This is a genomic window from Sphingomonas aerolata, assembly GCF_003046295.1.
Lineage (GTDB): Bacteria > Pseudomonadota > Alphaproteobacteria > Sphingomonadales > Sphingomonadaceae > Sphingomonas > Sphingomonas aerolata.
In genome coordinates, this window is sequence record NZ_PZZN01000003.1 from 467853 (window position 1) to 481650 (window position 13798).

The 13798-nt window shown below is 58.6% G+C and carries 14 protein-coding genes; 10 read left to right on the top strand and 4 right to left on the bottom strand.

Features of this window, described 5'->3' with window-relative positions; translation table 11 throughout:
• Nucleotides 1-206 precede the first annotated feature (206 nt).
• The 5 genes from C8J24_RS14585 to C8J24_RS14610 all read left to right on the top strand — a co-directional run bounded on the left by C8J24_RS14585 (nt 207) and on the right by C8J24_RS14610 (nt 5845).
• Nucleotides 207-2168, top strand: a complete 1962-nt coding sequence (locus C8J24_RS14585; protein WP_244180754.1) for a DNA cytosine methyltransferase — start codon at nt 207-209, stop codon at nt 2166-2168.
• 30 nt (nt 2169-2198) lie between these two features.
• Nucleotides 2199-3131, top strand: a complete 933-nt coding sequence (locus C8J24_RS14590) for a phage Gp37/Gp68 family protein (RefSeq protein WP_107933479.1) — start codon at nt 2199-2201, stop codon at nt 3129-3131.
• 319 nt (nt 3132-3450) lie between these two features.
• Nucleotides 3451-4164, top strand: a complete 714-nt coding sequence (locus tag C8J24_RS14595; RefSeq protein ID WP_107933481.1) for a hypothetical protein — start codon at nt 3451-3453, stop codon at nt 4162-4164.
• Nucleotides 4165-5067: 903 nt separating this feature from the next.
• Nucleotides 5068-5274 (top strand): hypothetical protein, encoded by a 207-nt coding sequence (locus tag C8J24_RS14605; RefSeq protein ID WP_107933486.1) that lies wholly within the window; start codon nt 5068-5070, stop codon nt 5272-5274.
• A 280-nt stretch (nt 5275-5554) separates the two neighbouring features.
• The gene (locus C8J24_RS14610; protein ID WP_146163694.1) at nt 5555-5845 is read left to right on the top strand and encodes a hypothetical protein; all 291 of its coding nucleotides are present in this window, start codon (nt 5555-5557) and stop codon (nt 5843-5845) included.
• A gap of 379 nt (nt 5846-6224) precedes the next feature.
• On the opposite strand, the gene C8J24_RS14615 is transcribed toward C8J24_RS14610, so the two are convergent.
• Complete coding sequence (locus tag C8J24_RS14615) at nt 6225-6665, bottom strand: HIRAN domain-containing protein (protein ID WP_107933490.1); 441 nt, start codon at nt 6663-6665, stop codon at nt 6225-6227.
• 113 nt (nt 6666-6778) lie between these two features.
• Between C8J24_RS14615 and C8J24_RS14620 the strand changes: the two genes are divergently transcribed.
• From C8J24_RS14620 to C8J24_RS14635, 3 genes are all read left to right on the top strand, one after another.
• Nucleotides 6779-6991 carry a hypothetical protein gene (locus C8J24_RS14620; RefSeq protein WP_107933492.1) on the top strand — a complete coding sequence of 71 codons (213 nt, stop codon included), beginning with the start codon at nt 6779-6781 and terminating at the stop codon, nt 6989-6991.
• Between the two features lie 50 nt (nt 6992-7041).
• Complete coding sequence (locus C8J24_RS17605) at nt 7042-7197, top strand: hypothetical protein (RefSeq protein ID WP_167396769.1); 156 nt, start codon at nt 7042-7044, stop codon at nt 7195-7197.
• Nucleotides 7198-7860: 663 nt separating this feature from the next.
• On the top strand, nt 7861-8280 hold the full coding sequence (locus tag C8J24_RS14635; protein WP_167396770.1) for a BLUF domain-containing protein: 420 nt from the start codon (nt 7861-7863) through the stop codon (nt 8278-8280).
• Nucleotides 8281-8617: 337 nt separating this feature from the next.
• Here C8J24_RS14635 and C8J24_RS14645 read toward each other — a convergent pair whose 3' ends face one another.
• The 3 genes from C8J24_RS14645 to C8J24_RS14665 form a co-directional block, all read right to left on the bottom strand.
• Entirely contained in the window at nt 8618-9058 is a 441-nt protein-coding gene (locus C8J24_RS14645) for an HIRAN domain-containing protein (RefSeq protein WP_107933502.1), read from the bottom strand.
• A gap of 1709 nt (nt 9059-10767) precedes the next feature.
• Complete coding sequence (locus C8J24_RS14660; RefSeq protein WP_107933506.1) at nt 10768-11730, bottom strand: GGDEF domain-containing protein; 963 nt, start codon at nt 11728-11730, stop codon at nt 10768-10770.
• Nucleotides 11727-12482, bottom strand: a complete 756-nt coding sequence (locus tag C8J24_RS14665) for a Crp/Fnr family transcriptional regulator (RefSeq protein WP_146163695.1) — start codon at nt 12480-12482, stop codon at nt 11727-11729. Before C8J24_RS14665 ends, C8J24_RS14660 begins: the two co-directional genes overlap by 4 nt.
• Before the next feature lie 513 nt (nt 12483-12995).
• On the opposite strand from C8J24_RS14665, the gene C8J24_RS17610 reads away from it, so the two are divergent.
• Nucleotides 12996-13142 carry a hypothetical protein gene (locus tag C8J24_RS17610; protein WP_167396771.1) on the top strand — a complete coding sequence of 49 codons (147 nt, stop codon included), beginning with the start codon at nt 12996-12998 and terminating at the stop codon, nt 13140-13142.
• A 154-nt stretch (nt 13143-13296) separates the two neighbouring features.
• A complete protein-coding gene (locus C8J24_RS17385; RefSeq protein ID WP_146163696.1) occupies nt 13297-13659 on the top strand; it encodes a hypothetical protein in 363 nt (120 codons plus the stop codon).
• Nucleotides 13660-13798: the final 139 nt, after the last annotated feature.

Sequence of the window (13798 nt, forward strand, 5' to 3'; positions counted from 1 at the left end):
CAGCAACCTAGCAACGCTCGTGCCAAGCGCGGAATTGCGCCGTTTGCGCAAGGTCAGGGTTGGTTAACTGTCAATTAACCCGACACGGCAGAATTCTGCGCTTCTGACGCGAAGATACCAGAAAACCCCCACTGTTTCCACCGAGAGAAGGGGTGTGAAATGGAAAACCGTCTGAGCGTCATTCGAGTTAATTTGCGAGGCCCGGCATGAAGACGCCGGACATGCTCGATGGCGTCATTGCCGCTGCACTCCCGTTCCACCGGGATTATTCAGTCGGCATCATCGTCGACAACTTCGCTGGCGGGGGCGGCGCGTCGACCGGGATTGAGGCGGCGACCGGGCGGGACATCGATGTGGCGATCAACCACGACGAGGAAGCGATCGCGATGCACACCGCGAACCACCCACGGACCCGGCACCATTGCCAGAGCATCTGGAGCATCGACCCGCTCGACGCGGTGACGATCGACGGGACGCCGCAGCCGGTCCGCCTGGCGTGGTTCTCGCCTGACTGCACCCACCATTCGAACGCCCGCGGTGGTAAGCCGCGCGAGAAGGGCATCCGTGACCTGGCATGGGTCGTGGTGTCATGGGTCGAGCGCCTCGGACCAAAGCTGAAGCCGGCCGTGATCAAAGTCGAGAACGTCGAGGAGTTCTTGACCTGGGGCCCGCTCGACGACGAGGGCAAGCGCATCCCCGGCCGGAACGGCGAGGAATTTTCGAAGTGGATCGCCGCGCTACGCCGCCATGGGTACAAGGTCGAGTGGAAGGTGCTGAAGGCTTCGCGCTATGGCACGCCGACGATCCGCAAGCGGCTGTGCCTGATCGCCCGGTGCGACGGCCTGCCGATCGTATGGCCCCAAGAGACGAACGGGCCCGGCACGCCAGCTCCGTATCGAACAGCAGCTGAATGCATCGACTGGTCGATCCCATGCCCGTCGATCTTCCTGACGAAGGAAGAGGGCCGCGCGATCGGCGTGAAGCGGCCGCTCGCTGATGCGACGATGGCGCGCATCGCGAAGGGCATCCAGCGCTACGTCATCGACGCGGCGCAGCCGTTCATCGTCAATTTGACGCATCACGGCAGCGAGCGGGTCGAAAGCGTCGAGGAGCCCTTCAAGACAATCACCGGCGCGCACCGGGGCGAGAAGGCGCTCGTCGTGCCGATCGTGTCCTATGCGCAGCAGGGCGGCAGCAACCGCAGCGTTGAGGATCCGATGCACACGATCTGCGCATCGACCAAAGATCAGAACACGGTGGTCGCCGCGCACATCATGACGATGCGCAACTCGGGGAAGCCCTTTAACGGTGCCGATGAGCCGGTTCACACAATCACGGCGCACGGCGCCCACCTGAACGTCATCGCCGCGCATATCACCAAGTTTCACGAGGGTTCGGTCGGGCATGCTGCCGATGAGCCGCTGCACACGATCACCTCGAACAGCTACATAAAGCGGCCAGGCGGAAACGTGCCGCTCGGGATCGTGGCTGCGACGATGGTGCAGACCGGTTACGGGGAGCGGGAGGGGCAAGCAGCGCGCGCGCTAGACATCGAGGCTCCGCTCGGTACCGTCGTGGCGGGCGGAGGGAAGCACGCCGTCGTTTCGGCCTTCCTCGCCCAGCACAACACCATGCCGAATGGCGGCATCCACGCGGGGCACAGCGCGGAAGAGCCAATGTCGACCGTCACTACGACCGGATCGCATCAGGGCGTGGTCGCGGCCCACTTGATCAGCCTTAAGGGATCGGATCGTCGAGACGGACCGGTCGACGAGCCGGTCCCCGCGATCACTGCCGGCGGGCTGCATGTCGGCGAGGTTCGCGCCTTCCTCCTGAAATACTATGGTGGGGAGAGCAGCGACGAGGGCCATGACATCGACGCGCCGCTCGGCAGCGTGACCACGCGTGACCGCTTCGGCCTCGTCATGGTCCAGGGCGAGCCGTATCAGATCGTCGACATCGGCATGCGGATGCTGACGCCGCGCGAGCTCTTCGCGGCGCAGGGTTTCCCCGCGGACTATGTGATCGATCCGATCGGCCCGAGCGGGAAGCCGCTGACGAAGACCGCGCAGATTCGCATGTGCGGCAACTCCGTATGCCCGCCACTCGCCGCCGCGCTCGTGCGTGCGAACTATGAGCAGCCGGCCGCCGCCGCGATCGCCGCGTGACGGCCGACACCCTCAATCCGGAGATCGCCCGTGGCTGAGAACAGCACGATCGAGTGGACAGACCACACCTTCAACCCGTGGGAGGGCTGCCAGAAGGTCGGGCCCGGCTGCGACCATTGCTATGCCGAGACGCGAAACGCGCGCTTCGGGGGCGGCACTGCGGTCAATTGGGGCCCGGGCGCACCGCGCCGTCGGACCAGCGTCAGCAACTGGCGCAAGCCGATCGCGTGGCAAAGGGACGCGCCGCGGTTCCTCGCCGCGCACGGCCGCCGGCAGCGCGTGTTCTGTGCCAGCCTCGCGGACGTGTTCGACAATGCGGTCGACGCGGCCTGGCGCGCGGACCTGTTCGAACTGGTCCGCGCGACGCCCGACCTCGACTGGCTGCTGCTGACCAAGCGCATCGGGAATGCCGCGGCAATGTCGGAAGCCGCGGGCGGCATGCCCCCAAACGTCTGGCTTGGTGCGACCGTCGTCAACCAAGCCGAGGCCGACCGCGATATTCCGAAGCTGCTCGCCGCCCCCGCCGCTGTGCGGTTCCTATCGATGGAGCCTTTGCTCGGACCTGTGGACCTCACCTACGTTTCGGATGACGGAACGGCGCTCGACCCTGAGTGCTGGGGCGATTGCGCGTGCGGCAGTCTGTATGGGTATGACGCGAGCTGCCGGCGGAACGGCGGGAACGGGCAGCTTGCGCGAAAAATAGACTGGGTGATCGTGGGGGGCGAGAGCGGCCCCGGCGCGCGGCCGATGCATCCCGACTGGGCGCGCGGGCTGCGCGATCAGTGCGCAACGGCGGGCGTGCCGATGCTGTTCAAGCAGTGGGGCGAGAACGCCTGGGTTGAGCGGGTCGAGGGCGATCCTGACACCCTAACCGCGTATCGCGCTGGCAAGAAACATGCTGGTCGGCTGCTCGACGGACGCCAACACGATGGCTTCCCGCTCACGGCCTTCAATGTCGAGTGACGCCACTCGACTTTACCCCGATTCGCGTGTCGCGAAACGGTCCGCCGATCTCGCGAGAACGAACCGCGAATGTCATAACGCGTGTCATAATAGGTGTAATAACGGCGGGGCGTTGCCACCGGCCAAACCAAGCAAAAAGCGAGGGTTTATGCGGCTTAAAAATGGCTCCCTGAGTAGGATTCGAACCTACGGCCACTCGATTAACAGTCGAGCAGAAACCCAACAAAATCAAAGCCTGTTCTGACTTCTACCGGGTTTGTTCTCCGCTGCTACCTCCCTGTAGCGATTTAAATGTCATAATAGAAATTGGAGCCATATCGTGGCCGTTGCAGAGCTCGAATTCACCTACACGCGCATTGATGCGCCGGAGGGCGTTACTGACCTGACCGGCCTCACTTCCGGCATGCTGACAGTGCTGTGGCCGACGCGCGGGCCTAAACGGGACCTTCGGTGGATGTGCCAGTGCGAGTGCGGAAACCGGAAAGCGATGCCCGGGGCGCCGCTTAGGTCGGGCCAGACGCAGGCATGTGGGTGCCTAAGGATCAAGGACCCCGAAGGCATACGTAAGACCAGGCTCCACGGCATATGGCGCAACATGGTCAATCGCTGCCGGGACATTACCCGGGGCGGCTACGGTGGCCGGGGTATTCAGGTGGCGGAGGAGTGGCGCGAGTACGAGGCGTTTCAGCGCTGGGCGATGGCGAACGGCTACGCTGACGATCTCACGATCGATCGGCGAGACAACGACGGGGATTACTGCCCCGCCAACTGCCACTGGACCACGATGCTGCAACAGTCGCGAAACACTAGGCGGACTGTGTGGGTAGACCACGACGGGAAGACGGTCAGCCTTGGAGAGGCCGCGGCGGATCTTGGGATCAGCTATCACCAATTGCATGCCCGGGTAAAACGCAGGGGTATGACGCTTGCTGCAGCGCTGGCCGATATCGCAGCCGGCGGATGCCAGTCGCCTCAATACCTTCGAATGGCAGAGGGGCTCGCGAGGAAGCGGGCCGCGAAGGCCGCCGCATGATCATCGACACCCTCAATCCTAAATGCAGGAGTGCTGCAGCATGCTCAGATAAGCGTCAGGCGGGTTGCTACGCCGCCTGACACCGATTGATTAGTCAGCTCGCTTCAGTTTGAAGGCTACTGTAACCCAATCCAGGACAAGCACTTCGGCATCGCGCCAAAAGCGCGCTACTGTCCGCACAACCATATCTCGTACTTGGACAGCGTTGTAGTTCGACGAGAACAGATACTCGGCGTTCGGAAGATCGAACATTACGCCGGTCTGCCCAGCTATCTGACGCGACGCCCCTAGCGAAGACATTGCCTCATGGAGATCGGCGTACGTCTGCCCAGATGGAGAAGGCCCGTTGACGGAGTTGAGCTGTATGCGAACGTAAAACTGATTCATTGGTCTGCCTCTTTTTAAAAGGAAGCCGCTGGATACCTTGACGTCGCACAGCAGCCTGATAGACCGCCGGTGTTAGAGCAAAGACGAAGCCCCAGCGGCTTCTTCGGGTTGGGCCGAGTCTGAAAGGGCTCGGCCTTTTTCGTTTCTACGTCCGGCGAATAATAAACGCAATATGTCTCTACGCTTTTCCATAGTCTAGCGTTCGTAACGTAACCTTGCTGGGCTTTGAACCGCAACAGATCCAAAGATGCTGGACCGGTAGGACGTGTGCGCGAAGGCTTTAACACGCCAAAATCGCTGAAACTGAATAAGTGTACTCTAACAGTGAATCAGACTGTCATGCAGCACTGCTGAATGAGTCTTTCAATGAATGCACCGATGTGGATTCGGACCCGAGCCCCGGCCCGTCCTCATCAAAGGAGAAATCCTCAGAATCACACGGTATCGTGCTGCCGTGGATCAATGCCTGGAACGATCTGCCGCCACTGGTCGCTGATTGCCGGTGGGAGAATCGGCATGCTGATCACCTTGCGACCTGAAGTTCTAAGCGTCTCGGCAAATGAGGGGATGGTGCTGATCGACGGCCCTGGCCTCGCCGTTACACTAGACATCGAAGCGGCGTCAGCGCTGTCCGATCAGCTGCTCGCCGGATGCACCTTAGCCCGTCAGCAACAGCGGGCAGCGATCGGTCAGGCACCCTACGAGCCATCCTCGTTGGGCTAGAACGCGCTCACATAGCTAGCGCATAAAAAAAGGGCAGCCTAAGCCGCCCAAGGTAAGGGGTGATGCCGATGCCGACAGAATTCCGTCAGCAGGCAAGGAATGGGGTAGGGCGACTGTCCCAATTTGGCAAACCAATTTTGTTTAAACAACGCCGCATAGGCGCTGGATCCAGCTCGACCAGATGGTCGGGGTGGGCTCAATTTACGCCGTCAACGTAAATGACGTGACTCCGGCAGGGGAACACGCTCAAGTCGTGTCTCATTCGGCCTCGGAGACCTCAATGTTCGTTACAAAAGAAATGAAGCCGGCCGAGTGGCGCGTTCTGCAGGACCAGTTTGCGGATATGCAGATGACCCTCGGCGCGCCTGCTGACTTCGCGCTGTTCCATCGCAATCACGACGGTGTCCAAGTCAGCACAATCGCTGCGTCGGGCCTCGGCCTTTCCCGTGCTGACGCGCTTTCGCCTGGCGGATGGTCTGAAGTCGAGCGCCTTGATGGGTCGGGCTGGGGTGTCCTAGTGGGTAACGGGGACGTGCACACCCGTCTTGGAGTGCGTGCCGGTAAACCCTAAGCTCCGAACTCCGGCCCTTCCTCATCCGGATAGAACGATTGGGGCCTACTACAACCTGACCCGGTTGAGTCCCGGCCTTTGAACTGCGGGTGCTCGTTCCGAAGCGCCACCACTGCGAGGCCTTTAGTTCAGGCGCAGTCGCTTACGGTACGCTCGGCCAGTCTTGCTGCACAGAAAGCCGGAAATCCAAACACTTCTTAGGTTCGGCGCAAGCCGTTCTTCGTACGGGCAGTCAGATAGCTTGCCGTCGATAGTCTGGCCCGCGACGCGACCAGCCTCAAAACTTTGCTCCATAATTCGGTCAATGCCCTGCATGGCAAAGGAGGTAGAACCCAACCCCTTTCTGGCAAGCGAACGAAGTTCCTTTCTACCGAGTGAACTAAGCCCCAAACTCAGGACCTTCTTCATCAGGACAGAACGCGTGGGGATCGTAAACCGGTCGCTGCGCCGGCCGCGCCTGGCGGGGAGGCGGGCGTTTCGGGATATCGGGGACCGGGTCGGGCAGGGTAGGGACACCGCCTCCGAACCGTATCCGGATGTAAGCACCGCTTCCGTGCATCGCCTGGAAGACGGCGATCGCCTCGCCTTCCTTCATCCGCTTGCCGATCAGCGGCGCGCGCTCGGCGCTGACGTAGCCCAGCTGCGTGCCGCGCTCGCTGAAGATGGCAACCGCGTTGTCGTCGTATGGGTTGGTCGGCTCGAGCCGCAGCTCGACCGCGTCGCCCGGTGCGCAAAGCATGCACTCCATACGCCGGTTGCTCTTGCTCTTGTCCTCGTTCGGGAAGTCGATCCCGACAATGGAGGTGGTCAGTTCGTCCATGAAGATAGTTTGCCCGAATCGCCTGGCCGCGCCTAGGCTTGATATGTGTCCAAGCCCCCTAACGCTTCACCCTTCATAGCCGCGTCGCAGCGGCTTCTGGCTATGCAGGACAAGTGACAGTTCGCAAGATTGTCCATACGATCGCCGCAGATAAGACGAAGGACGTCGCCGTGTTCGAGCATGACCTCGGACCTGACGTAATCGTCCAAGTCCGTAGCGAGCGTGGCCGCGTATTGAAGATGCGGGCCGACGTGCTTTCCGACCGCGTGGTGATCCACTTCAAGGACGGCACGACAGAGCGATTGAGCGTGGTTATAATTGGCTGATGGCGCACGCTAGGCCGATGGGAGATCGAGAGATTTGGATACAGGCCGGCGTGATTCTTGCCGAACACGGCGACCATGCCCCAGATTATATTGCCGATCAGATGGTGGCTGCCATCGGCAACCCTGTCGCAGTAAAGGATTGGCACCGTATCGCCGCTGTAGTCGATGTTATCAAAGGTACGTTCAAACCTACTGCGAATTGCTGATCTCGGAATACGCACCCGATCGGCGCAGCTGGCGAACGATCCCGTTGAAAGACGCTGTCACGCTCTGACTTCGGCCGATTTGGTTATCCTGCTGCGCACCTTCCCAAAACATCACGAGAGGCCAGCGCTCGAGACAGTGGTGCCATAGGCAACGCAGGGCTAATCGAACCGCAGGTGTGTCGACACGACCATTCGCGGTTTCGGTGAGCGTGCCCCGCAAAACCTGGACCGCCAGGTCAACTGTGATTCGCGTTTGCCGATGCATCACTCTATGGAACGCAACGGGAACAAAGTTGCAAGGATTTGATATGTCTGCACGGTGCCGGCTCTGCACAAGCAACGATGAAGATGCGGTTATAGAGCACGTCGCGGCGTACATGTGGGAGAGCCGCATGGAGCGGGTCGAGGACCGGACACCGTGGGAACAGGCTGGCGCTACCTGGCAAACGGCGTTTCGTGAGATGGCTGTCGCTGCCCGACAGGCACTCACGCTACCGGAACGATCGGAGCTCGATCACGCAATCTGACCGACGTAAGTCATCCCTGCCGAAGCTCAATCAGGGGCCGTTAAATACTTTTTAACCAAAACAATGTGAAAATTTGCTCTCGGCCGGAGTCCCGTCGATCGACATGTTTCTCCTGCAATTCGGTTCGAGGGACCTAATGCGGATTGTTATTTACATTAGCAGAGCCAAACACAGATTCACGGCGCGAGACTTGGCCGACCTTCGTGACGTTGCTGCCGCCAGAAACCGTTCTCTAAATATCACCGGTCTTCTACTATTTGACGGCACCCGCTTTGTACAGGCGTTGGAGGGAGACGCTGCCGCTGTGCAGCTCGTAATGGACCGGATTGCCAACGATTCACGTCATGACAATATCAGCTACTTCAAACCGATCGAGACGGATCATCGCCAATTTAATTGGTGGTCAACGGAATATCGAGACGAAAACGACCTTTGTGACGGAGGGGGGTTCCTCGATCGCGTGATGAAACACGTTGCCGACGTTAAATGTGACTCGATAAAGGCGGCTTTTATTGGATTTGCCGCCCTGTCGCTCCGTCGACGTTTAACAACTTAAAATCGAACCATGCGGTCCCTCGGTATCCGGACCATAGATCTGATCTGTGGCTGTGGACGGCATAAGGAGGTCGACGTCGACGCCTACCCGGGGACCGAGGCTGTGCCGTCGATGACCCGGTTCTTCCGGTGCGGGGAGTGCGGCAAGCGCCCGAAGACGGCGCGGCCTGGGCGGCTGCATCGGGGCCCGGTAGGCTCCACGACGACGATCCGACCAATGAACCTGACCGAAGAGCGCTACCTGCCCGGGGACGAGGCGCTGCTGGACTACTAGCTCCTCTCGGCCAGCCGCCCTATCAAACTGGGGGCCGGCGCTAGCCTCAGGGAGCCGGCAGCGTCTACGCGCTGAATTCGGGCCCCTCTTTGTTTAGGTAGAACGCGTGGGGGTCGTAGATGGGCCGCTGGGCAGGGCGCGCCTGCCGCGGAGGCGGGCGCTTCGAAACGTCGGGGACCGAGTCGGGCAGGGTAGGAGCGCCTCCTCCGAACCGTATCCGGATGTAAGCACCGCTCCCGTGCATCGCCTGGAAGACGGCGATAGCCTCGCCTTCCTTCATCCGCTTGCCTATAAGCGGCGCGCGCTCGGCGCTTACATAGCCCAGCTGGGTGCCGCGATCGCTGAAGATGGCGACGGCGTTCTCGTCATAGGGGTTGGTCGGCTCGAGGCGCAGCTCGACCGCGTCGCCAGGCGCGCAGAGCATGCACTCCATACGCCGGTTGCTCTTGCTCTTGTCCTCGTTCGGAAAGTCGATGCCGACAATCGAGGTGGTCAGGTCGTTCATGGCGGTGATGTTACGTTTTGCCCGGCGTGTCGTAAGGTCTATCCTATCCAGGCCTACCGACGACTCGACGGTAACGGAGTTAAAATGAACGATCCTAGGACATGGTTTCAGCCAAAGGTTGTTGGCATAGGATGGACGCCGCGAACGTGGGAGGGTTGGGCGCTCATTGCGGCCGTGATTGCTGTTGGAGCACTCGTCGGAAGGCTGGACCCTTAAAGCCGCTTATTGCGCTGTGCAGATAGTTTGCCCGGCTCGGCCGCTGACGCATAGCCATGCTCGATGATGAGTGATCGAGAAGTGTGGCTGAAGGCGTGGGCGGTCATCGAGACACATGGCCCGCGAGAATCCGCGCCCGTCGTTGCTATGCTGCTTGATATAATGGGTGATGATCCAGACAACTACGATTGGGCGCGCGTCGCTAAAGCTGTCGACGCGATCAACGAAGGGCCGTTGCAGTAGTGTGGCGTAACGAACGCCTTTGATTGGTCATATGGTAGGCGGTCTGTCTAAGACTGCGTACAACGCTATGTAAAAGGCAGTGAAACCCTTGGCCTTGCTCATCGGCTTGCACTGATGAGATGCCGGTAGAGATATGACGCGATCGCGAACGCAAAAAATGCCCGGCTCGGAAAGCCGGGCATTTTTAACTCCAGCCGTTGTAAGGTTCACCATTGTCTTAGTCACGGACTTGTTTACACCCTGCGGGATGTGTCAATGATGACAATAGTTATTACGAGGCTGATGACAATGTTACCCGCGGATGGGCTTGCCGATTGGCCAGTAGCGCATTTGAACCCCCAAAGTTAAAAGTGCTCGTCTTTCGACAAGGGGATTTATGCATTAGAACTGTTGAGTAATTGCGACTTCATGCGGTTAAAGTCGATTAACTGCAAAATTTTGCTGCCGATGCTGCCCGCGCGTTGCTGACTTCGGTATATGCGCCCGCTCGACGCAGCTGCCGCACAATGCCGTTGAATGAGGCCGTCACACTCTCCCTCCGACCGATTTCGTTATCCTGCTGCGCGCCCTTCCAAACATCACGACGGACCAGCGCTTGGGGCAGTGATGCCCGAGACAGCGCAGGGCGGAGCGGACCGCTGGTGTGTCTACGCGACCGTTAGCTGTCTCACCGAGCGTGGCTCGGAGGCTTGGACCACCAGGCCTGTGCATCGGATACTGCTGAGATCCAGACAACGTCGCTATGCCCTTAAGATAAATCGCATAATCGATCTATAATATGATACGTTAGACCATTCAGGCACCTGCGGCTTGACGATAGGAGATGGATGGTCGTCGTACTGGATACTGAGTGCTTTACCGCGACGCCTTGGAAAAGCTGCGTTCGGCTCGAAGGAGCAGGAGTCACGCTGACCCTTTCCCCCGCAGCGGCCATCAAACTCGCGGATTCGCTTATAGACGCGAGCGCCGTGGCCCTAGGGCAGGTGGCAATGAAGGAAGCTGGGCTGCGACTTAAGCCTGACTGAATGTGATTACACTTGAAAGTTCACCGTATGAACTGATCGTTGGGTCTCGCGCTGCAGCTGTTGCACTGGCTGTATATGGTGCGAAGGTGTGCGTTGCAAAATGCTAGAACGGGTCAACCACAACAGGTGTCGCGCCTCTGAAGCAGGCTTGTGTAAAGCCCCGCTTTCCATTTCGCTTTGACGAAGGCACTTATTATTAGTTCATCATATTCGTGTTGATTGTCACTAGGTTGCCGTAGACTTCTTGATCGACTTTGCTTCGTACATAATCTTATCGGCAATTCGGATGGCCTGCTCAAAGTCGCTTCCTGTGGCAGCGCCTAAGCTACACGTCGCACGCCACTGTGAGGTTTCCAGCGCAGCTATCAGCGCCTGATGGATGCTGCTAGACTTTCGCTCACCCGCGGCCTCGTCTCTAACTGTTAAGCAAAACGCAAATTCATCACCGCCAAGGCGAGCAGTAATATCGTAAGGCCGAACGGACGCGCTGAGTGCATGGGCGACGATACGCAGCACCTCATCGCCTGCGGCATGTCCATACTGGTCGTTTACCGCCTTAAATCCATCCAAGTCTATCACGCCACACAATAGGATCCTGCGATCTCGAGCAGCCGAAGACTCCTGTCGCTTGCCCTCACGTTGAAAGGACCTTCGGTTGCCCAGCCCCGTGAGTGGGTCCATCAACGCGTTCCTGCTCTCGTGGTCGAACGCTCGACGGAAGGCACTCACGAGGAGGATTATAAAGATCACTCCGAGGACAAGCATCGAGGCATTCCAAACAGCCGCTGCGGCAGTAATAGAGGTTGCCCTAGCTGACAGTTGATCGGCGAAGCCACTTAAATGAAGCGTTGTGACGATTGCCGAGGTGCCGGCTATGAGGCCAGCGATCCGTCCGAAGCACCAAGTCGTTAAACATAGTGGAACAAGGTAAGCTGAGTTCAACGAGTAGAGCGGGCCCGTCACAGCATCGAGTACAAAAAGACTCGCCCAAATCGGCGCGATCCATGCGAGAGCGGACATAGGGCTTAAGCGTGCAGACTTTCGCATTACGCTTTCCAGCAGCGTTGTTTCAGCGCTGCGGCGAGCCTTTAATGGAAAACTATCAAATCTAGCTGCTTTCCGTCGAGCTGTGCGCGCGCCCATGTCAGCGGGTATTTTCCGTTCAGCGCCGGTCGCCCGATCCGTCATTGGGAATGTCCGAGTGCAGCGGCCTTCTGATCAAGTTGGAGGTAGCGACGGTTAAAGCCTGCTACGCTTTTGAGCTGGTCCCAGGCAGGAGACGAAATTAGGTGGCGGTCTTGCTCGAGAAGGCCGTCCTTTATCAGACCCTTGATCGTTCTGTTGACGTGAACCGCTGTCAATCCGACAGCATCGCCAATCTGTTGCTGCGTCAAAGGCAACCTAAATGGCTGATCTTCTGCTAGCCGGCATGGATCAAGCCTACTCGCAAGCTCGCAGAACAGATGCGCTATCCGCGCTCGGGCATTACGGCGTCCGATATTCACAATCCACTCGCGAGAAATTGAGGCCTCGATCAGAGCGCTTGCCATTATCGCATTTGAAATGATCGGGCGCTTGCAGGTCAAGTTGCGGATTAACGTCTCGTCTACCGCGGCTACCATACAGTGCGCTGTCGCCTGCACGCTGCAATCATTATACGCAAATTGCATATGCTGAATGTTAATTATGTCACCCGGTAGTCGAAAGCCGACAATCTGGCGAAATCCATCACTCGTAACTTTATATGCAATAGCAAAACCTGAAACAAGAACCTGAAATTCCGTAGACGTCGCGTCGTTCTTTACTATATGTTTGCCAGGATTGTAGAAATGTAACGAAAGGGGAAGCGCGACTATCGCCGCACAATCATCCTCTGCCAAGGCTGTGTTTAAAGCAAACTTCTCGAGCATCGGCGAAAGCGGGGCACCAAAGGTCTGCAAAAACTGTCCTAACAGAATGCGTGCAAGACCACGCGCACCTAAATTCGACGTCTCAATTTCGCGTCTCGTTGTACCTAGCACGTACTAACGGTCTATGAACGAAGTAAATGTGCCTCAAAACGACACCATATCCTATGAGTAATTTCAGGCCGCGACGCAGGGCTCGAAGCGTCATTCTGAGGCCCTGTCATGGAGACGCTGCTTAAAGCTTACGAAATACTTCGTCACGACGACTGGGCGCTCCACTGCTGCGCTGGACGCTATGCAGAACGTGTCTTGGCTCGCGGGGCGTGATGCCTTGCCTGGAGTGGGCAACCGCGCATAGTCCTAGGATATGACTACACCGTCAGTGCATCCAGATGTCATCAAGTTCCTCGATGACCGTAGTTCGCTAAAGGCATACGAGCAAATCGATAGGAATGACGGCGATACGATAACGGACACGCTGACGATCGAGATTAGGCGGCGTAAGCCCGGGCTATGATGAGCACTCGAGAAGTTTGGCTTAAGGCGATGACGATCGTCGAGGCACGTAGATTATTTGTATCAGAGCCGATGGTCGATACCTTGCTGCAGATCGTGGGCCCCGAAGCCGAGATCGGCGATTGGGCGCGTGTTGCTGCCGCTGTCGACACGATTAACAACGGGCGGATGCATTAACCCGACCCGTGGAACGATCGTTCATAAAGCGCTGCCGTAGCAACTGTGTCATAACGAGAACCTGCAAGGGGCGGTGGGCCTTTGCAATGCGCCACGAGACGAGCTTAAACCCGGACATAACCAGATCTTAGCGACCCTGACGGACGATAGCCCCATGAACACCTATCGCCGCTCGATGGCTAATGCCGGCAACAATCCGCTCGATCGGCGGTGCTCAAACCGAACGGGCATGAGTCATCCGGCCGTACTTATAACGTCTCTTGGAGATAAGCATTCGGCAATCATTCAAAACGTGTCTACCCTGGGCTTCAAGATCCGCCCAAAATACGGGGTCACTGTCGGACGGTTTCTCTCAATCGATATACCGGGGCTCGCTACGTACTCGGGCTGGGTAGCGTGGTCTTATCGCGATCAATTCGGGCTTGACGTGGCCAACGCTATTCCGGAGCCAGTTATTAAACACATCATCGCGATGGCCGTACAGGCAGGCGAAGGTCCAGCCCCAAGCTTTTCCTGAAAATTGAACGGGCGTCGCCGCAGGGATGGATGCGACCGCCGCTGATCGGTGGCGTCAGAGCCCGAGGTGTATCCGCATAAACCGGGCGAAGCGTGGAGAGACGCCATAGCCGACGGAAGTTACCAGGATAATGGCGATT

Coding starts and splice junctions, on each gene's coding strand:
- C8J24_RS14585 (WP_244180754.1), top strand. CDS start 207: ATGAAGACGCCGGACATGCTCGATGGCGTCATTGCCGCTGCACTCCCG.
- C8J24_RS14605 (WP_107933486.1), top strand. CDS start 5,068: ATGCTGATCACCTTGCGACCTGAAGTTCTAAGCGTCTCGGCAAATGAG.
- C8J24_RS14610 (WP_146163694.1), top strand. CDS start 5,555: ATGTTCGTTACAAAAGAAATGAAGCCGGCCGAGTGGCGCGTTCTGCAG.
- C8J24_RS14615 (WP_107933490.1), bottom strand. CDS start 6,665: ATGGACGAACTGACCACCTCCATTGTCGGGATCGACTTCCCGAACGAG.
- C8J24_RS14635 (WP_167396770.1), top strand. CDS start 7,861: ATGCGGATTGTTATTTACATTAGCAGAGCCAAACACAGATTCACGGCG.
- C8J24_RS14645 (WP_107933502.1), bottom strand. CDS start 9,058: ATGAACGACCTGACCACCTCGATTGTCGGCATCGACTTTCCGAACGAG.
- C8J24_RS14660 (WP_107933506.1), bottom strand. CDS start 11,730: ATGACGGATCGGGCGACCGGCGCTGAACGGAAAATACCCGCTGACATG.
- C8J24_RS17610 (WP_167396771.1), top strand. CDS start 12,996: ATGACGATCGTCGAGGCACGTAGATTATTTGTATCAGAGCCGATGGTC.
- C8J24_RS17385 (WP_146163696.1), top strand. CDS start 13,297: ATGAACACCTATCGCCGCTCGATGGCTAATGCCGGCAACAATCCGCTC.